21 protein-coding genes and 1 pseudogene are annotated in these 17,238 nt (G+C 45.7%); 10 read left to right on the top strand and 12 right to left on the bottom strand.

The features are described 5' to 3' along the window. Window positions 1-9: 9 nt before the first annotated feature. The 9 genes and pseudogenes from atpG to FJ023_05995 form a co-directional block, all read right to left on the bottom strand. On the bottom strand, window positions 10-867 hold the full coding sequence (gene atpG / locus FJ023_06035; protein ID MBM4446896.1) for an ATP synthase F1 subunit gamma: 858 nt from the start codon (window positions 865-867) through the stop codon (window positions 10-12). Window positions 868-876: 9 nt separating this feature from the next. Then, window positions 877-2,388, bottom strand: coding sequence for a F0F1 ATP synthase subunit alpha (locus tag FJ023_06030; GenBank protein ID MBM4446895.1), 1,512 nt, complete (start codon window positions 2,386-2,388; stop codon window positions 877-879). A gap of 21 nt (window positions 2,389-2,409) precedes the next feature. Then, window positions 2,410-2,949 carry an ATP synthase F1 subunit delta gene (atpH, locus tag FJ023_06025; GenBank protein MBM4446894.1) on the bottom strand — a complete coding sequence of 180 codons (540 nt, stop codon included), beginning with the start codon at window positions 2,947-2,949 and terminating at the stop codon, window positions 2,410-2,412. 14 nt (window positions 2,950-2,963) lie between these two features. Further along, window positions 2,964-3,467, bottom strand: coding sequence for a F0F1 ATP synthase subunit B (gene atpF, locus FJ023_06020; GenBank protein MBM4446893.1), 504 nt, complete (start codon window positions 3,465-3,467; stop codon window positions 2,964-2,966). Between the two features lie 210 nt (window positions 3,468-3,677). Then, window positions 3,678-3,908 (bottom strand): ATP synthase F0 subunit C, encoded by a 231-nt coding sequence (locus tag FJ023_06015; GenBank protein ID MBM4446892.1) that lies wholly within the window; start codon window positions 3,906-3,908, stop codon window positions 3,678-3,680. A gap of 15 nt (window positions 3,909-3,923) precedes the next feature. Then, window positions 3,924-4,886 carry a F0F1 ATP synthase subunit A gene (locus tag FJ023_06010; protein MBM4446891.1) on the bottom strand — a complete coding sequence of 321 codons (963 nt, stop codon included), beginning with the start codon at window positions 4,884-4,886 and terminating at the stop codon, window positions 3,924-3,926. A 4-nt stretch (window positions 4,887-4,890) separates the two neighbouring features. Next, complete coding sequence (locus FJ023_06005) at window positions 4,891-5,199, bottom strand: AtpZ/AtpI family protein (protein ID MBM4446890.1); 309 nt, start codon at window positions 5,197-5,199, stop codon at window positions 4,891-4,893. A 375-nt stretch (window positions 5,200-5,574) separates the two neighbouring features. Next, window positions 5,575-5,886, bottom strand: a complete 312-nt coding sequence (locus FJ023_06000) for a bifunctional nuclease family protein (protein MBM4446889.1) — start codon at window positions 5,884-5,886, stop codon at window positions 5,575-5,577. Between the two features lie 183 nt (window positions 5,887-6,069). Further along, window positions 6,070-6,366 (bottom strand): annotated as a pseudogene (locus FJ023_05995) (bifunctional nuclease family protein). A 133-nt stretch (window positions 6,367-6,499) separates the two neighbouring features. Here FJ023_05995 and FJ023_05990 point away from each other — a divergent pair. The 6 genes from FJ023_05990 to FJ023_05965 all read left to right on the top strand — a co-directional run bounded on the left by FJ023_05990 (window position 6,500) and on the right by FJ023_05965 (window position 9,938). After that, a complete protein-coding gene (locus FJ023_05990) occupies window positions 6,500-6,952 on the top strand; it encodes a D-tyrosyl-tRNA(Tyr) deacylase (protein ID MBM4446888.1) in 453 nt (150 codons plus the stop codon). Window positions 6,953-7,016: 64 nt separating this feature from the next. Next, a complete protein-coding gene (locus tag FJ023_05985; GenBank protein MBM4446887.1) occupies window positions 7,017-7,430 on the top strand; it encodes a transcriptional repressor in 414 nt (137 codons plus the stop codon). A gap of 54 nt (window positions 7,431-7,484) precedes the next feature. Then, the gene (locus tag FJ023_05980) at window positions 7,485-8,147 is read left to right on the top strand and encodes a cobalamin biosynthesis protein CbiM (GenBank protein MBM4446886.1); all 663 of its coding nucleotides are present in this window, start codon (window positions 7,485-7,487) and stop codon (window positions 8,145-8,147) included. 17 nt (window positions 8,148-8,164) lie between these two features. After that, window positions 8,165-8,449, top strand: coding sequence for a hypothetical protein (locus FJ023_05975; GenBank protein ID MBM4446885.1), 285 nt, complete (start codon window positions 8,165-8,167; stop codon window positions 8,447-8,449). After that, the gene (gene cbiQ / locus FJ023_05970; GenBank protein MBM4446884.1) at window positions 8,439-9,209 is read left to right on the top strand and encodes a cobalt ECF transporter T component CbiQ; all 771 of its coding nucleotides are present in this window, start codon (window positions 8,439-8,441) and stop codon (window positions 9,207-9,209) included. The genes FJ023_05975 and cbiQ overlap by 11 nt, the downstream gene beginning before the upstream one ends. Window positions 9,210-9,221: 12 nt before the next feature. Continuing rightward, a complete protein-coding gene (locus FJ023_05965) occupies window positions 9,222-9,938 on the top strand; it encodes an ABC transporter ATP-binding protein (GenBank protein ID MBM4446883.1) in 717 nt (238 codons plus the stop codon). Here FJ023_05965 and nadC read toward each other — a convergent pair. From nadC to FJ023_05950, 3 genes are all read right to left on the bottom strand, one after another. After that, window positions 9,935-10,786, bottom strand: coding sequence for a carboxylating nicotinate-nucleotide diphosphorylase (gene nadC / locus FJ023_05960; GenBank protein MBM4446882.1), 852 nt, complete (start codon window positions 10,784-10,786; stop codon window positions 9,935-9,937). The genes FJ023_05965 and nadC overlap by 4 nt on opposite strands. Window positions 10,787-10,884: 98 nt before the next feature. Beyond that, complete coding sequence (locus FJ023_05955; GenBank protein ID MBM4446881.1) at window positions 10,885-12,321, bottom strand: PAS domain S-box protein; 1,437 nt, start codon at window positions 12,319-12,321, stop codon at window positions 10,885-10,887. Between the two features lie 63 nt (window positions 12,322-12,384). Next, window positions 12,385-13,074, bottom strand: a complete 690-nt coding sequence (locus tag FJ023_05950) for a response regulator transcription factor (GenBank protein ID MBM4446880.1) — start codon at window positions 13,072-13,074, stop codon at window positions 12,385-12,387. 208 nt (window positions 13,075-13,282) lie between these two features. Between FJ023_05950 and FJ023_05945 the strand changes: the two genes are divergently transcribed. The 4 genes from FJ023_05945 (at window position 13,283) to FJ023_05930 (ending at window position 17,001) form a co-directional block, all read left to right on the top strand. Continuing rightward, window positions 13,283-13,609: a hypothetical protein gene (locus FJ023_05945; GenBank protein MBM4446879.1), complete on the top strand. Its 327-nt coding sequence runs from the start codon at window positions 13,283-13,285 to the stop codon at window positions 13,607-13,609. 275 nt (window positions 13,610-13,884) lie between these two features. Beyond that, window positions 13,885-14,340: a cyclic nucleotide-binding domain-containing protein gene (locus FJ023_05940; protein MBM4446878.1), complete on the top strand. Its 456-nt coding sequence runs from the start codon at window positions 13,885-13,887 to the stop codon at window positions 14,338-14,340. A 43-nt stretch (window positions 14,341-14,383) separates the two neighbouring features. Then, a complete protein-coding gene (gene acs / locus FJ023_05935) occupies window positions 14,384-16,351 on the top strand; it encodes an acetate--CoA ligase (GenBank protein MBM4446877.1) in 1,968 nt (655 codons plus the stop codon). A 74-nt stretch (window positions 16,352-16,425) separates the two neighbouring features. Beyond that, window positions 16,426-17,001, top strand: coding sequence for a hypothetical protein (locus FJ023_05930; GenBank protein ID MBM4446876.1), 576 nt, complete (start codon window positions 16,426-16,428; stop codon window positions 16,999-17,001). The last annotated feature ends 237 nt before the right edge of the window (window positions 17,002-17,238 follow it).

Below are 17,238 nucleotides of genomic sequence, written 5' to 3'. Positions count from 1 at the left end.
TTTCACCTCCTAGTGTAGGACTTCGACGCCTCCAGTAATGTCAAGGAGTTCTTTGGTAATCATCTCCTGGCGTGCTTTGTTTAAAGTTAGAGTGAGATCAGAAATAACATCGTTGGCATTATCGGTGGCGTTTCGCATAGCTACCATTCGGGCCGATTGCTCACTGGCAATAGCCTCTCGAATAGCATGGTAAACCTTCATTTCCACAAAACGTGGCAGAAGCTCACCCAGAACAAAAATTGGGTCCGGTTCGTAAATATATTCAGTAGTTTCTGTCTTGGGTATTGACGCCGGTTCTACTGGAAGCAGCGGTTCTAATGTTGGCCTTTGCGTCATCGTACTGACGAATTGAGTGTAAGCTAGATAGACCATGTCTATATAGCCGCTGGTGTAGTCGTCGATAACGATATGAGAAATGGGCAGTGTCTCCAGTAAGGCAGGACGATCACTAATCTTCGTGAACTCGGCACGGACGTCGTAATTATAACGCATCATGAAATCTCGCCCCTTGCGTCCAATAGTGACAAGTGTAACCGGCACACTCTGTCCCAGAATAAAGTTAGCGGTTAAGCGATTCATATTAGCGTTAAGCCCACCGCATAAGCCTCTATCCGTGGTGATGTGTACTATGGCTATTCTCTTTATATCTCTTTTCGATAACAAGGGATGCAATGGCCCAGTCTTTGCAGATTCAACAGCTAGGTCAGAGATTATCTGCCCAATTTTATTGCTGTATGGACGTCCCGCCAGAGCTTGTTCCTGGGCTCGCTTCATCTTAGCAGTAGCAATCATTTCCATTGCCCTGGTTATTTTAGCCGTGCTCTGGACACTGCGAATACGTCGACGAAGAAGTCGTGGACTAATCATTGTTTTCCTTTAGTAAGCTGCGCTTTTCTTGAACTCCGATATTGCTGATTTTAATGCCTCGTCAGTTTCTGGTTTAATTTCCTTATCGGTCAAGATACGCTGATTTATCTCAGGGTGATTCGTTTCCAAAAACCGATGGAAGCCCTGCTCCGCAGCAGCCATTTTTTCCAGGGGCACATCGTCCAGATAGCCGTTCGTGACCGCATACAGAATGGTTACCTCTTTATCTAAGGACATCGGGACGTATTGGGGCTGTTTCAATACTTCGGTGATACGTTGCCCGCGCTCTAGTTGGGACCGGGTGGCTTTATCCAAATCAGCAGTACCGAATTGGGCGAAGGCGGCCAGCTCGCGATATTGGGCCATATCTATCCTTAATCTACCAGCTACCTGTCTCATAGCTCTGGTCTGAGCATTACCGCCTACTCTTGATACCGATAGACCAATGTTTAACGCCGGACGGATACCGCTATTAAACATATCTGTTTCAAGATAAATCTGCCCGTCGGTAATGGAGATAACATTGGTTGGAATATAAGCAGCTAAATCACCGGCCTGGATTTCTATGATAGGGAGGGCGGTGAGTGAGCCGCCTCCATGTTCTTCATCCAACTTAGCAGCTCTTTCAAGAAGTCGACTGTGAAGGTAGAAAACATCACCGGGATAGGCCTCACGGCCAGGCGGACGCCTGAGTATAAGGGATAGCTGCCGGTACGCCCAGGCATGCTTGGTTAAGTCGTCATAGATAACCAGCGCATCTTTTCCTTGTTCCATGAATTCTTCGCCGATAGCACAGCCGGAATAAGGGGCTAAGTATTGCAAAGGCGCCGGGTCAGAAGCACTGGCAACGACGACTATTGTATGCTCCATGACTCCATATTTCTGAAACGTGCCTATTACTTGTGCTACTTTTGATGTTTTTTGCCCGATAGCGACGTAAATGCAGATGAGGTCGCCGCCTTTCTGGTTGATGATGGTATCGATAGCAATGGCTGATTTGCCTATGGACCGGTCGCCTATTATTAACTCGCGTTGCCCCCGCCCGATTGGAATCAAAGCATCTATCGCCTTTATACCTGTATATACTGGCGTGTTTACTCGTTGCCTCATCACGACGTTAGGCGCAACCCTTTCCACTGGCCGTGTCTTGGTTGTTTTAATCGATCCCTGCTCATCTAAGGGGTTGCCAAGCGGGTCGACCACGCGGCCGATAAGCTCGTTACCTACAGGCACCTCGACTACTCTTCCGGTGGAGCGGACCTCGTCTCCTTCTTTAATATGACTGAAATCGCCAAGAATAACCGTAGCGACGTTATCCTCTTCCAAATTAAGTGCTAATCCCATAATCCCATTTGGGAATTCCAAAAGTTCGTTATATTTAGCACCACGTAGCCCATGAATTCGAGCAACGCCATCACCGACGCTGATTATTGTTCCCACGTCTACCACGGCCACGGTAGACCCAAATTGCTTGATTTGCTCTTTAATTACAGAGACTATGTCTCGACCACCCGTTGTCATTTTTCACCCCCTTATGGGCAGTTATTTTCTGGTTTCAGCCAACCTCTTCTTTAACATTTCTAGGTTGTGGCGGATGCTACCGTCAATAAGACTATCGTCTATTCTGGCAATGAAACCACCCAGAATATCTGGGTTGACTTGAACGTTCATGCTGACTTTCTTTCCGACCAGCGCTTCAAGGTTTTGACCAAGCCTTTCTCTTTCCATGTTATCTAGCGGAATGGCTGTGGTAACCTCCGCATTTATTATTCCATAGTGCTCATTCAATAAGCGGTTATATTCTTCTGAGATTTGACTAGCTGTTTTGATTTTTCCTTTGGAGATTAGGAGATAGACTAGATTCAGGGCCATAGGATTTATTTTCCCTAATCTCTCTTGTACCAGCTTTGTCTTCAGGTCGAACTGAATTTTAGGATTTTCCGCCAATGATACAAATTCATCATCTTGTACAAGTTTGGCAATCTTTGTCAGGTTAGATTGCCACTCTTTCAGCTTATTGCCTTCCAGAGCAATCTCGAAGACTGCTTGAGCGTATCGTTTAACAGATGTTGTTACTGGCATTTAACCGAAGCCTTCTATTTTTTTTGTTCAAAAGTTGTGCTTTCCTTGAGCACTTGATCAATGATTTTGCGGTGTTTCTTTTTATCTAATGTTTCTTTAATGACCTTTTCTGCAGCGAGGATGGCGATATCAGCAAATTCGGCACGTAGTTCCTCGATACTTTTATCACGTTCCCGTTGTATTTCGCTGCGCGCTTTGGCAATCAGCGACTCAGCTTCCTCGCGAGCACCCTGTTTGGCCTCTTCCTTTAACCTTTCTCCAATTTGCGTCGCCTGGGCTATGACACCCTGTCCCTCTTTGCGTGCTTTTTCCAGTTGAGCTTTGATTTCCTCTTCGCTGCGTGCCGTTTCTTGCCTGATTTTTTCGGCTTGTTCCATACTTTCTCTTATTTTAGCTTGTCTTGCCTCGAGCATCTTGAGTACCGGCTTGTATGCAACAATACTCAATATGGTAAACAAAATAATGAAGTTTACGACAAATGCTATTAAAAGCGGTATGTTAATCCCTATACCTTCCATATCGTCACCTGACCTGTTAGTTTATTGATTATCCTTTACTATCAGTTAGACACCAAGCGCAAAATCAAGCTTGATAACTCAGGCTTGAGCCAGAATAAAGACCAGGATAATCATGCTAAAAGCTACTACAACCCCGATGGTTATAGCTGCGCTGATAAGGCCACCTATGAAACCTGGCAATCCACCCTCTTCCATTTTTAACTCTCCTTTTTAGACTACTAGGGCCAGCAGAATGGCTACGATCAAAGCGTAGATTCCGATTGCTTCAGCAAAGGCACCTATCAGAATCATATTCGTCAGGATTGGGCCTCTGGCTTCGGGGTTGCGCCCAATGGCCTGCATGGCACCAAAGCCAATAAGCCCTAATCCGATACCGGGGCCTATCATGCCCAGACCTCCGGCTAGCCCTGCAGCTAACATCTTCATAGTTTCCGCGTCCATTTGTTTCCTCCTTTATTAATTTGCATGCTCCGGCTCCTCTTCATGTGGAGCCATGGCGATAACGCCAAATACAAGCGTTAAGCCGGCGAAAATCAATGCTTGAACAACGCCGACAAGTAATTCTAATCCGTAGAAGATTATTGATACTACAAATGGTACCAGAAAAGTCACTACCAGCAGCAATATCTCGCCGGCAGTCATATTGCCAAAGAGACGGAAGGTGAAGCTGATTATCCGAATGATGTGACTGAGTACTTCTATCAAACCTACAAATATATTGATGAAGCCGAACATTATACCGCTGATGGCAGGTCTAAATTTTCCTTTAAATAAGCTCTTGAAACCGTCACGTAACTGTCCAACATTAAAAAAGCTGTTGAGATAGCGGAAAAACCCTAAACTGCGCAAGCCCCAGTATTCGACGATCAAGAATGAAATGAGGGCGATAGAGAGAGGTAAATTGATATCTGTGTTTGCCGCCCGGAGCAAAGGCACAAAGGTACCATTGTGCTCAGTAATACCTACGGTTCCAAAGAAGGGTAGAAGAGCTAGAAAAGCATTAGTCAGGACATAAAGGAATATGGTGGCTACCACCGGGAAGAGTTTTCGAGCATTTTTGTCTCCGGCTACGCCTTTAACGAAGTTTAAGAGTGTTTCTATGATAAATTCAGCGAGGTTCTGGAGCCCACCCGGTATCAATCTCATCTTGCGAGTGGCGGCGTAAAATAAGACGGCCAAAACAATCATGGTAAGCCAGGAAGCTATAAGAGTATTTGTGATGGTAAAGGTGCTGACATGAAATATGCCTTCTGATGGGAGTTCAACTTGAGGCTTGGTCACAGCCAGGAAACTAGGAGCTTTAATGCCTAGTAGACTTGAGCCAATTGGTCCAACCACAAATCCCGTTAATAGAAGCGCCAGCAGAACAATAGCCACCAAGGCAAAGATTTTTGTAGAGCAACCACAGCCTAATTTCATCTCACTATTGCGACTCTTTGCTCTTGTCCTGCTCCTTTTGCTCCCTATAGAATTGGCGTAGCATCTGGTACAGACCGTAAAAGGCAATTACTGTGCCTAGGAAGAAACCGATGAGTGTGAATAGAGGGTGGCTGTCAAACCTTTCGGGACTGTCGAGCCAGAGGCCTAATAAGGTTGGGAGAACAACGCTCAGGGCCACGTACCAGCCAACGGTGAAAAGGAACCACAGGGGGCGGACCCATTCCTTTGATGTCGGTTTATCGGGCTTAGGCTGCGCCACTATATAATAGGCCTTTTCTTGAACTGAAGTCATGTTGCTATTTCTGTAATCTGCTTTCTAGTTATGTTGTGGCTTTTTAGTTATAAGACTTCAGAAGCTATGTGAAACTGCTTCTTGCCTTGGCACAATTTTGTCCATACACTTAATCTAGCAGGTTGAGAAATAGCTGTCATCGACCTTAGGACTAATTTTCATATGTACTAAAAGACAATGCCACAAATTGTTGATGGACTACATTAGTTTGGTTTTATCAGCTAGGTACCAGCCCCTTGTAGCTCTTATAAACAACCGCCGTGTTTGGTAGACACAAAGCTATGTTGTTGCCCTGTACTTTGACTGGGAAGTTCAGCTAAATCCCTATCGAGTCGTTGAACAGACTTTGTAAATATGGCGCATATGTGTGTCTGTTTATGATTTATGCTTCCCTATGTCATCCAAGTTAAGGGTATTAATGAAATCGTAGAAAGCTGACAGTTTCTTCAGTTCTTGCTCGTCAACCTTACCCTTACCGCCTGGCTTATCAGCACTTCTATCTATGGGTATGGGTTTGCCTGTTTCTAGGTCGAGCATGATGCCAGCCTTGTCCAAGACTGCTTCCTCAACATATATAGGTACTGCTACTCTTACTGCTAAAGCGATTGCATCGCTGGGACGGGAATCAAGCTTTATTTTGGTAAGAAGCCACCGTTCAATTGTTTTGTCAAAGCGAAGTACAAACATCAGGCCGTCATCATTCACCGCCTCGATGAATCTGTCACCTGATTCGTGCAACTCATTGGCTATTTTAAGTTTGTGCTCTTTTCCCTGCCAGGTGAGAGATATCCATGGTTCGTTATCATGTCCTCGACGCGAACTACCTTCAGGGAGGTGCTTTACGCTGATCGGGTTCGGTCCATTGGTAGTTTCAAAAATAATCTGGGCATAGAAAGTGTCAGCACGGAGGTCATTTACAACAATTTTACTTACTACGGTTCCTGATGTGGATTCCAGCGCGAAGATTGCATTTTTAAGAAGATCGTGGGTCATTGGTCGTGCTAAATCAACATTCTGCAATTTTATTGATATAGCGTTTGCCTCTGCTAGGCCGATCCAGATAGGCAGGTAGCGGTCTGACGCCTTCTCTTTTAGCAGGATTACTGCGTGATCATAATTCATCGGGCTCACCCGAATGCTGTGAATCGTCATCTCTATCTCTATCATGCTTGGTCCTCAGTGTCTTATGCAAAAACCATTGTACTCTATCAAATTTTAGGTGTCAATTTGTCTTAGGCGGACTGCTTTCGTAAAATATCGAGGTAGGCTTTTACTAGTTCGTTAAGAGATTGGAGACGTTTTGAAGGCGTTAGTGCAGCGGGTCACCAAGGCATCTGTAAGTGTGAATGGTGAGGTCGTTGGAGAAATAGGTCGGGGTTTAGTTGTCCTCGTTGGTGTAGCTCGGGGAGACACGGAGAGAGACGCTGCTTATCTAGCTGAAAAGATGACCAGCCTTCGTGTTTTTGCTGACGAAGCAAGCAAGTTCAATCTTTCGGTGCTGGAAACTAAAGGCGAAGTTTTGATTATCAGCCAGTTTACCCTCTTGGCTGATACGCGGAAGGGACGTCGACCTAGTTTTGAAGAAGCAGCACCGCCGGAGCAGGCCGAAGCTTTGATTAACTTTCTTATTGGCCGAGTACGCGATACCGGGCTGAAAGTGGAGACGGGGAGATTTCAGCAACACATGCTGGTGGAAATATATAACGATGGTCCGGTTACTATATCATTGAATAGCAAGGACAAGCTTTCATGAGTTTCAATTAGTTGCTAATGCAACTGTTTGCATTTTTCATCTTCCGTTGCTATACTTTATAGATATGAGTTGTGGTCAGGCGCTTAAAGGGATGGGCTATAGGCTGACGCCGCAGCGGATGATGGTGGTCGAAGCGTTGCATAGCGCTGACAAGCATGTTAGCGCTGAGGAGATTTATGCTCAGGTTAAAGCCAGGTATCCTTATGCCAATATTTCTACGGTTTACCGGACATTAGATTTGTTGAAGGAACTCGGGCTGGTTACAGAGATAGCCTTGGGAGACGGGTGTGTTCGTTTCCATCCTGCGGAGAAAGGGCATCATCATCATCTTGTGTGCCAGAAGTGCGGCAGACTAATTGATTTGCCTGAGTCGGCACTGACTCATTTGGAAAATACTTTGACCGATATGTATCAGTTTAAGGCTGATTTGAAACATATGGCTGTTTTTGGTCTGTGTTCGAGGTGTCAAGGTAGCTAGGATGATTTTTATTTTTGGTGCTTGGTGAAATTAGTTGCAGTTGCATTTAATTGAATGTGTTTGTTTAGGGGGATTTCGATGCATATTCCAGATGGCTTTATTAGTACGCCGGTAGCAGCGGCTGGAATTGCCATGGCTGCTGGCAGTGTTGCTTATGCGGTAAAGGCGACGAACAAAAAGATGGGTGAGAAGCAAATACCTCTGATGGGAGTGCTGGCGGCTTTTATCTTTGCTGCCCAGATGTTGAATTTCCCTGTGGCTGGGGGTACTTCTGGGCATCTTATCGGAGCTGCTTTAGCTGCTATCCTTTTAGGTCCTTGGGCGGGGGTGCTTATAATGGCCTGTGTGCTCATTGTGCAAAGCTTGATTTTTCAGGATGGTGGACTTCTCGCTTTAGGGGCTAATGTTGCCAATATGGGTGTTGTTCCTTGCTTTATAGGGTATTATCTCTATAGAGGTATTGCTCCGCTTTTCCGTAAGCGCAAATTAGGCATGATGGTCGGCAGTGGTGTGGCTGCCTGGTTTACAGTGGTAATTGCATCGGGTGCTTGTGCGGTTGAGTTGGCGATATCGGGTACCGTGCCCTTGGGTATAGCCTTGCCGGCGATGGCAGGTATGCATGCTATCATTGGTATTGGTGAGGGTTTGATAACTGCAGCAGTGCTCTCTTTGGTGTTAGCTACTAGGGCTGACCTGTTGGAACTACAGAAGGCTTGATGGGAGTGAAATCAGAGATGAAATTCAAATGGTGGTATGGAGCTCTGATTTTAGCTTTGTTGCTGGCGATATCGTCTCCCTTGGCTTCTTCGTCGCCAGATGGTTTAGAAAGGGTGGCTGAGGATAAGGGCTTTATTGGTGCAGCTCTTGAACCTTTCTTCAAAATTTTGCCTGACTATGTGATACCCTGTGTGACGAATGAAGCTTTAGCTACAATTCTGGCTGGCATAGTGGGTACTCTTATCCTTTTCGGCATCGGTTATGGATTAGCCAGATTATTGAGGGCAAAAGGTGAAGCATAGCTTTATTGACGAATATAGTGACCTGGACAGCTTTATCCACAGGCTTGACCCGCGGACTAAGCTCATTGCCAACCTGGCTTTTATACTGACCGTGGTGTTGACACCGGCAAGCAACTGGCGAGTTTTTGCTTTCTACTTCTGTATCATAGTTGCTTTGCTAATCCTTTCCAAGTTACCGCCGCTTTACGTTCTTAAAAGATCTCTGGTTATTTTCCCCTTCGTTTTGCTGATCGCTGTCTTTATCCCCTTTTTTAAAGAAGGGGAGATAGCTGGCAGCTATAATATCTGGCTATGGCACGTCTCAGTAACTTACAATGGCTTGTTTATTCTGGCGAATGTGGTGGTAAAAGCCTGGCTCTGTATTTTAGCTCTGATTTTGCTGCCATCGACAACAAGGCTTGCCGACTTGTTAAAAGGCTTGAGGCAATTAGGTATGCCTCTTGTGATGATATTGATACTTTCTTTCATGTATCGCTACATTTTTGTTTTGGCGGATGAGGTGATGCGGATGCAGCAAGCGCGCGATAGTAGAAATTTCGGTGGCAAACGGCTGCATCAACTGAAGGCCATCGGTAGCATGGTCGGAACCTTGTTTATCAGGAGCTATGAGCGGGGCGAAAGGATTTATGCCGCTATGTTGTCCAGAGGTTTTGATGGCCAGATTCGCACGCTGCAAAATTTGAGCCTCAGACCGGCTGATGCTTATTTTAGCGCCATCTTTTGTCTTATGCTCATTTTCCCATTTATTATCTCGTGGTAGATTTGGTAGGCTATGGATAAAGTCATAGAAATCAAAAACCTTTCCTTTAATTATCCTGATGGACATAAGGGATTGAAAAATGTTGACTTTGTCGTCTGTCCTGGTGAGAATGTGGCGGTGATTGGCCCCAATGGAGCTGGGAAATCAACGCTTTTACTTCATCTAAATGGAATCCTCCGTGGCAATAGCTCTGTGAAGATTTGCGGCTTAGCTATGGAGGATAATAATTTGAAAGAAATAAGGAAAAGAGTTGGCCTGGTATTTCAGGATCCTGAGGACCAGCTTTTCTCATTGAGCGTCTTTGATGATGTTGCCTTTGGCCCTATAAACATGGATTACTCCGAGGCCGAAGTTGGACAGCGTGTGATTCGAGCTCTGGAGTGGGTTGGAATGTGTGGTTATGAACAGCGTTCACCTCATCATCTTAGCTTTGGCGAGAAAAAACGTATTGCCATTGCCACTGTTTTGTCCTTAGACCCTGAGGTTCTGGTTATTGATGAACCTACTAGCAACCTCGACCCGCGAAGCAAATGGTCTTTGATTGCTTTGCTGAAGCAGCTTCCTATGACCAAAATCATCGCCACTCATGACCTGGAATTGGTAAGTGCTCTGTGCCATCGGACTATGGTGATGGATGAAGGAAAAGTAGTTGCTGATGGTGACACCGAAGCGATTTTGGGTGATATTCCTTTGCTCAAGGGACATGGTCTGGCGCCAACTAGGATTTAATCTAATTCCAGGCTGATATCTAAGACTTTCGGAGAGTGAGTGAGGGCTCCTATTGATATAAGGTCAACGCCGGTTTCAGCAACGGCTCTAACTCTTTCCAGATTAATGCCTCCGGAAGCTTCGATTAGGGCACGGCCTTTGATTAGTTGTACAGCCTGACGCATATCTTCAAGTTCCATATTATCAAGCATTATAACATCGGCTCCGGCTGCAGCAGCTTCGACAGCTTCCTTTTGAGTTTTGACTTCAACCTCGATTTTCAGCTTCGGAGGAGCATTTTGGCGGGCTCTGGCTATAATTTCCTCTATGCTCAGCCCTTGGTTACGGAGTGCTGCCAAGTGGTTGTCCTTAATAAGAATGCCGTCTCCTAGATGCATGCGATGGTTTTTACCGCCGCCGATTTGCACAGCGTACTTTTCCAATGTTCTTAATCCCGGTGTAGTCTTCCTAGTATCGGTGATGTTAACAGGCAGCCCCTTTACGGCTTCGACATAACGGGCTGTTTCTGAGGCAATTCCGCTGAGACGTTGCAGGAAGTTTAGGGCGACCCGCTCGGCTTTCAATATGTTTGATGTTTTGCCTTCTATTCTGGCTATCACATCGCTGGGCTTAACTTCAGTACCGTCCTTGATAAGAATATTTATCTTTAATTTCGGGTCAACTTTAAGAAAAACCTGTCTGGCTATATCGGTTCCAGCTATGATTCCTCTTGCTTTGGCTATTATCGATGCCTTGCCCTGCTGTGTTTCGGGTACCAATGCCTCTGTAGTCACATCTCCCCAACTGAGGTCTTCGGCTAGAGCCTGGTCAATAATTAGTTTAGCTTGCGGAGTGTTTGGCAATCTCATTTCTTGTCCTGATTTTACCAGAGGTGGTACAAATTAAGGTGATATAAGCAAAAGAAACTGCGTTTCAGAATATGGCATGATGAACCTCTTTATCAAATTTAAATAGGTGCTTTGGCGATTACAGTTGTACCTTTGCCTGGCCCGGATTTTATGTGTAACTCACCTCCGATAAGACGTGCTCGCTCTTCCATGCCCAAGACGCCGAGTTTTCCCTCTCTTGCCAGATCCCCGGTCAATCTGGGTGTCGAGAAGCCCTTGCCGTTGTCTGTGATAGCCATCTTTATATTGTTCGAATCAGTTTTCACTGTAATGTTGACCTCGGAAGCTTGAGCATGCTTCCGAACGTTGTTCAATGCCTCTTGCGCAATGCGAAACATGGCTAGCTCTGTTTCTGAGGCGAGTAGGGGCAATTTATCCGCTTTCACCGTAGTTTTGGTCCCCAGTTCTTTACTAAGTTCCTCAGCCAGCCAATTCAATGCTGCCACTAGTCCCATCTGGTCCAAAATGCTTGGTCTCAGGTCACGTGCGTAGCGCTGCAGACCTTTGTAGGTCTCGTTGGCTATGTTTTGTATATACTCTAGCTCGCCTACTGAAGCTTTTGGCAGCCTATTCTGGGCACCTCCGGATATAAGGATATCCAGTTGGCGTGACAATAACAATATAGATTGGGCAATATCATCATGGAGTTCCCGAGCAATGCGTTTTCGCTCTTCTTCCTGTGCCATGAGAGTTTTGTGAATTTGAAATCGGAGATTGTCCCGCAGTCTTCTTTCCTCAGTCACATCACGAGCGATATTCTGAAAGGCGATGGGCTTGCCGTCATCATCTCTGATTAGACGGGTAAACAATTCTACAATAGCTTCTGAGTCATCTTTTTTGATTAATCTTTGGTCGTAGCGCTGGTCTATGGCTTGGCCCTTCATGAGCTTAATTTTGATTCCTCTGGCTATACTGAGCGCATCGGGGGACATAAATTCGGAAACATTTTTGCCTATTGCGTCATCTGGGGAATAGCCACTGACTGTTTCGCAGGCTTTATTGGCCATAATTATCTTGCCGTTAAGGTCATGAACCCAGATGGCATCACTGGCATTAGTAAAAAGCTCCTCGTAGTTTTGTTGGGATGTTCTTAAGGCCACTTTGATTCCACGCAGCCTTTGTTTTTGCCGATACCATCCGCGGTGCATTTGAATTAGGGAAATGCTTAAGCCACTGATAATAAGCGCAGCGATGCTCTCGGTTATGGCGTCTATGGGATTAGTGGATATAAATAGTGCCCAAGGTAGCATAGCGATAGCAGAGGCCAACAATGTAGCAATGCCGAACATTATTCCCAGTGACCAGCCAGCATAGATTACGAGTACGATGTAAATGAATCGCTCTATGACATGCCTTGATAAACCAAGGGACGAAGTAATAGATACCTCGCCTACTATAGGTATCCCGGCCAGAAGCTCGTGGTAATGAGATAGAGTTAGAACTAAGAAAAAGAGGGTTAGCAAACAGATGTGGAAAATTCGCCATCTATCTGACATTGCTGCGAATGTTTCTCCTCATCTATTTATGCGTACGGATACTAATTCAAGCATTAGCCTATTCTAATCTTCTGGAGTAGCTTCTTGTTTGATATCTTTTAAGGTAAGAAGTCCTGTTCTAAGGGCCTCAACGAGAGCTTCACTTCGCGAAGCGACATTCATCTTGGTGAAAATATTGGACATGTGAGCCTTGACAGTACGTAGGCTGAGACATAGTTTGTCGGCTATCTCTTTGTTGCTCATTCCGGTAGCCAACAGCTTCAGCATTTCCATCTCCCGGTCGCTCAGAAGGTCCTTTATTTTGCGGTCTACAGTTTCTGCTGGTTTAGCCATGGCTTGCTTGAGCAGCTTCTCAATGATTTTAGGGTGAAGTACTGATTCGCCGGCTCTTATAGCTCGCACGGCTTCTACCAGGTCTTGTCCTCGAGCACTCTTCATCAAGTAACCAGTTGCTCCAGCCTCTAGTAATCCAAGAACATAATTGTCGTCATCGTAGGCAGTGAGAATTAATATGGCAGTATTGGGAGCAATTTTCTTAATCTGTCGGCTAGCTTCAAGACCATCGAACTTTGGCATCATAATATCCATAACTAGAATATCTGGCTTCAATTGGGAAGTTAGGTTGATAGCCTCCTCACCATTATTTGCTTGGCCAACTATCTCCATGTCTTTTTGATTGGAAAATACTTGGCACAGTGCTTCGCGCAGCAGTGGATGGTCATCGGCGATTAAAATTCTGGTCTTCGTCTTCATTTTCTATAACCCACGGCCAGTTTGATATCAATTATAAGGTATATCAACCGAAAGAAACAATAATCACATGGTCAGACGCTTCGAATGCCTTGGTTGAGGCATAGGCCAAAGTACTATCGAAATTAGGGCTAAAGACCGATGATAGCCCAATTGCTAATTGCTACAGTAAAAGCAGAAAAGCGAGTCAAAAGCCAATGGAGTGACAGGAATGGATAAGATGGTTCGTGGGAAGACCGAAGAAACTACCGAAGCAATGGAGGAGCTGATCAAAGCGCCTACCGTTGTTCCGAAGGATGGCTTGGCTGGGAGATGGGCGATACTATCTGTGCTTGTCCGGGCAGCTGATGAACCTGAGTTCATGTCCCGCTTGGCAGATGACCCTCACGTAGCCCTTAAGGAATACTACACATTGACTCAGGAAGAAAAAGCGGCTTTAGCCAGCGGTGATATACAGAAAATTGAGAGTTGGGTGGGCAAGCTAGACAGGCGTTTGTCAACCTGGCTGTTGTATAGACTGTCACAGGAGAAGTGGTAAAGGAGATGGAAACAATGAATTTGCACTTTATTGCAGTTGTAGGTTTTGTGATTTCTATTGCCCTGTGTCTTACAGCATTTTTTCTGTTTTCGAGCTTGCGTGGTCTTTACAGTGTCGCTCAGAGGGTATTCAGGTTGCGCTCTGACCGCACAGGAGCTAGGTCTATGACTGATTCCGGCTGCCGTGGCTGAGGGTAAAGTACATAGCTGTGGTAGCAGCTGAGGAGCAATTGGTGTCTTGCGGCAAAGGCAAATAGAAATTAGGAGGTTGAACAAATGAAGAAGTTTGATGTGTTGAGAAAATGCGAAATGTTCAGGACTTTGGATGATAAGCAGCTTCGCGAAGTGGAAAAAATGTGCGACCATGAAGAATTTGGTGCTGGGTCGATTATCTGCAAGCAGGGTTGCAAGGAGCAAAAACTCTACGTGATTGAAAACGGCACGGTAGGGATTATTCTGGAAGTTGGGCCACTTGCCCAACGCCAGGTTCAAGCGGTAACTGATTACGAGGCATTCGGTTGGTCAGCTATGCTCGACCCATATATTTGCACGGCTACGGTAAAAGCTTTAGAGAGTACAAAGGTGTTGACCTTTGATGGGCAAGAGTTATCCGCTTTGTGCATCACCAAGCCTGAGATAGGCTGCAGAGTCTCCAGGGGGATTGCACGTGTGGTAGCAACTAGACTGCGCCAGGCATATGCTCAGTTATTGGGTGTCACTTCTCAGGTGTAGATCAGGTAATTGAAAATGCCCAAGTCTAGAAAGGAGTTTAGCAATGGCAGATATTAAAACAATCACCTCAATGATGGGGGAGAAAAGAGTTTTTAATCCTCCAAGGGAAGTCAGTGAAAAGGCTTACATAAGGAATCTGGTCGAGTATAAAGACGTCTATCAATGGTCCATTAACGACCCCGAGGGATTCTGGGGAGAGATGGCAGAGCAGCTGGATTGGTACAAGAAATGGGATAAGGTGCTTGTTGATGATTTCAAAGAGGGCAAGCACGAATGGTTTGTGGGCGGCAAACTCAATGTTTGTCAAAATTGCTTGGACAGGCATGTTAGGACATGGAGAAGAAATAAGGCAGCACTGATTTGGGAAGGTGACATTGGTGACAGCAAGATACTCACCTATCAACAGCTGTATCAAGAGGTGTGCAAATTTGCTAATGTGCTCAAAAAACATGGCGTTAAAAAGGGAGATAGGGTATCTATTTATCTACCTATGATTGTCGAATTACCGATTGCTATGTTGGCCTGTACCAGGATCGGTGCTATTCATAGTGTTGTGTTTGGTGGTTTTAGCGCTGACGCCTTGAAGGATAGGATGCTGGACTGCGGGTCTACGGTACTCATTTGTGTAGATGGTTACTATCGTGGCGGTAAGATTATCCGGAGTAAAGACAATGCTGATGAAGCCCTTGCGGCCTGCCCTGACGTAAAAGATGTAATAGTGGTCAAGAGGGCTAATATTGAAGTAGCCATGAAAGAAGGGCGTGACTATTGGTGGGATAACGAGATGGCTGCTGATGGCGTTAAAGCACACTGTGAGCCTGAGGTTATGGATGCTGAAGACCCTCTGTTTATCTTGTACACCAGTGGTAGCACCGGGAAACCGAAAGGCGTTCTCCATACTCAGGCAGGTTACCTATTGTACTGCTATCAGACCTTTAAGTGGATTTTTGACATGAAGGAAGAAGACACTTTCTGGTGCACAGCCGACATTGGTTGGGTGACTGGGCACTCATATATCGTTTATGGCCCCTTGTCTTACGGAGCAACGGTCCTTATGTTTGAAGGGGTACCAAACTATCCCCATCCTGATAGGTTCTGGGACATTGTCGAAAAGTACCAAGTCAGTATTTTCTACACTGCCCCCACTGCTCTACGGGCCATAATGAGGGAGGGAGATGAGTGGCCTGAAAAGCATGATTTGACCTCCTTGCGTCTCTTAGGAACAGTGGGCGAACCTATAAATCCCGAGGCTTGGATTTGGTACTACAATGTAATAGGTAAAGGTAAGTGTCCGATTGTAGATACCTGGTGGCAAACAGAAACAGGCGGAGTATTAATCACTCCTTTACCCGGTTCTACTCCACTTAAGCCAGGGTCAGCGACGTTACCATTTCCTGGGGTTGAGCCAGCCGTGCTTAGGGAGGATGGTTCCGTTGCTGATGTGAATGAGGGCGGTTACTTGGTGATTAAAAAACCTTGGCCGGGTCTGATGCGGCGGGTCTATGGTGACCCTGAGAGGTTCAAGAACACTTACTTTGTTCGGTTCCCTGGCGTGTATACAACAGGAGACGGAGCTAGGGTAGACGAAGACGGGTTCTACTGGTTAATGGGTCGTATAGATGATGTTATTAATGTGTCAGGTCATCGCATAGGCACGGCCGAGGTCGAAAGTGCTCTGGTGTCTCATGATAAGGTGGCAGAATCTGCAGTTGTTGGCATGCCCCATGAGATAAAAGGGCAAGGCATATATGCTTTTGTTACTCTAAAAGCTAGCGTGGTAAAGTCCGAAGAGCTTAAGAAAGAACTGGTAGCCCATGTTCGCAAAGAGATTGGCCCCATAGCTACACCAGACAAGATTCAATTTGCTGATGCTTTGCCCAAGACCAGGAGCGGCAAGATTATGAGGAGAATATTGACCAAGATTGCTGCTGGTGACGTAGAGCAATTGGGTGATACCACTACTCTGGCTGACCCCTCGGTGGTTGATATACTGGTTAAGGAGAGAATCTAGAGTCTTTTCTGGTCGGACCAATCTGTATCTGGTTCCGACCAATATAAGATAATTCTAAGAAAGGAGGTACTTTTATGGCAAAGGTAATGACTCAAAATGATGTTAAGTGGGCTAATCCAGGTGCCTTAGGGTTAGCTGGATTTGGCCTGAATACTATTTTGTTACAGATACACAATCTCGGTTTGATTGAAGGTACCCTGCCACTGGTATACGGATTTTTCTGGGGGGGTGTGGCTCAGGTTATTGCCGGCATAATAGACGCTCGTCGTGGTGACACCTTTGGTCTGACTGCATTCACTTCATATGGTTTGTTCTGGCTAGGACTGAGTTTTTACTTCCTGTTGCAGTGGACTGGTGTAGTAGAGATGGAGAGCTCCGGACTTGCCTGGTTGTTCATATGCTGGGGTATATTCACCGGTTATATGACCATAGGCACCTTTAGAATGTCAGTGATGCACATCTTCGTGTTCGCCACTTTGACGATACTGTTCTTCCTGCTTGCAGCCGTGTTTTTTGGTATTCTGCCAGCAGTGGTAGCAGGAATAGAAGGACTGTGCTGTGGTGCTGCAGCAGCCTATGGATCAGCAGCCGTGGTGTTGAATGACAAGTTCGGAAGGTGGGTGTTCCCTATCGGCCTGATTTCCAAATAAATTGTTAGAGACATATTTTAGCTGTTTGGACTAGTTGTAATACCTTGGAAACCAGGGAGTTGCTATTAACAAATAAATATGAGCAAGGTAATCTGGAATTAATTGTTAAACTCGGTGGCATTAACTTAATTCAACTTGTAGGTGTGATGCCTTAATAGAGGAGGGTACCGAGTGGGCGGTGACAGACAATTCCTTCAAAGCAGTTGACCCCGAGCCTGTGCCTTGCCCCCTTGACGT

The organism is Chloroflexota bacterium, from assembly GCA_016875875.1.
GTDB lineage: Bacteria > Chloroflexota > Dehalococcoidia > GIF9 > UBA5629 > 9FT-COMBO-48-23.
The sequence above is the reverse complement of the archived record's forward strand: the minus strand, read 5'-3'. Positions and strand labels throughout refer to the sequence as shown.

Bases quoted from the DNA above. Each gene is read 5' to 3' on its own strand.
- atpG (MBM4446896.1), bottom strand. From the start codon at position 867: ATGATTAGTCCACGACTTCTTCGTCGACGTATTCGCAGTGTCCAGAGC.
- FJ023_06030 (MBM4446895.1), bottom strand. From the start codon at position 2,388: ATGACAACGGGTGGTCGAGACATAGTCTCTGTAATTAAAGAGCAAATC.
- atpH (MBM4446894.1), bottom strand. From the start codon at position 2,949: ATGCCAGTAACAACATCTGTTAAACGATACGCTCAAGCAGTCTTCGAG.
- atpF (MBM4446893.1), bottom strand. From the start codon at position 3,467: ATGGAAGGTATAGGGATTAACATACCGCTTTTAATAGCATTTGTCGTA.
- FJ023_06015 (MBM4446892.1), bottom strand. From the start codon at position 3,908: ATGGACGCGGAAACTATGAAGATGTTAGCTGCAGGGCTAGCCGGAGGT.
- FJ023_06010 (MBM4446891.1), bottom strand. From the start codon at position 4,886: ATGAAATTAGGCTGTGGTTGCTCTACAAAAATCTTTGCCTTGGTGGCT.
- FJ023_06005 (MBM4446890.1), bottom strand. From the start codon at position 5,199: ATGACTTCAGTTCAAGAAAAGGCCTATTATATAGTGGCGCAGCCTAAG.
- FJ023_06000 (MBM4446889.1), bottom strand. From the start codon at position 5,886: ATGTTTGTACTTCGCTTTGACAAAACAATTGAACGGTGGCTTCTTACC.
- FJ023_05985 (MBM4446887.1), top strand. From the start codon at position 7,017: ATGAGTTGTGGTCAGGCGCTTAAAGGGATGGGCTATAGGCTGACGCCG.
- FJ023_05980 (MBM4446886.1), top strand. From the start codon at position 7,485: ATGTGTTTGTTTAGGGGGATTTCGATGCATATTCCAGATGGCTTTATT.
- FJ023_05975 (MBM4446885.1), top strand. From the start codon at position 8,165: ATGAAATTCAAATGGTGGTATGGAGCTCTGATTTTAGCTTTGTTGCTG.
- FJ023_05965 (MBM4446883.1), top strand. From the start codon at position 9,222: ATGGATAAAGTCATAGAAATCAAAAACCTTTCCTTTAATTATCCTGAT.
- nadC (MBM4446882.1), bottom strand. From the start codon at position 10,786: ATGAGATTGCCAAACACTCCGCAAGCTAAACTAATTATTGACCAGGCT.
- FJ023_05955 (MBM4446881.1), bottom strand. From the start codon at position 12,321: ATGTCAGATAGATGGCGAATTTTCCACATCTGTTTGCTAACCCTCTTT.
- FJ023_05950 (MBM4446880.1), bottom strand. From the start codon at position 13,074: ATGAAGACGAAGACCAGAATTTTAATCGCCGATGACCATCCACTGCTG.
- FJ023_05945 (MBM4446879.1), top strand. From the start codon at position 13,283: ATGGATAAGATGGTTCGTGGGAAGACCGAAGAAACTACCGAAGCAATG.
- FJ023_05940 (MBM4446878.1), top strand. From the start codon at position 13,885: ATGAAGAAGTTTGATGTGTTGAGAAAATGCGAAATGTTCAGGACTTTG.
- acs (MBM4446877.1), top strand. From the start codon at position 14,384: ATGGCAGATATTAAAACAATCACCTCAATGATGGGGGAGAAAAGAGTT.
- FJ023_05930 (MBM4446876.1), top strand. From the start codon at position 16,426: ATGGCAAAGGTAATGACTCAAAATGATGTTAAGTGGGCTAATCCAGGT.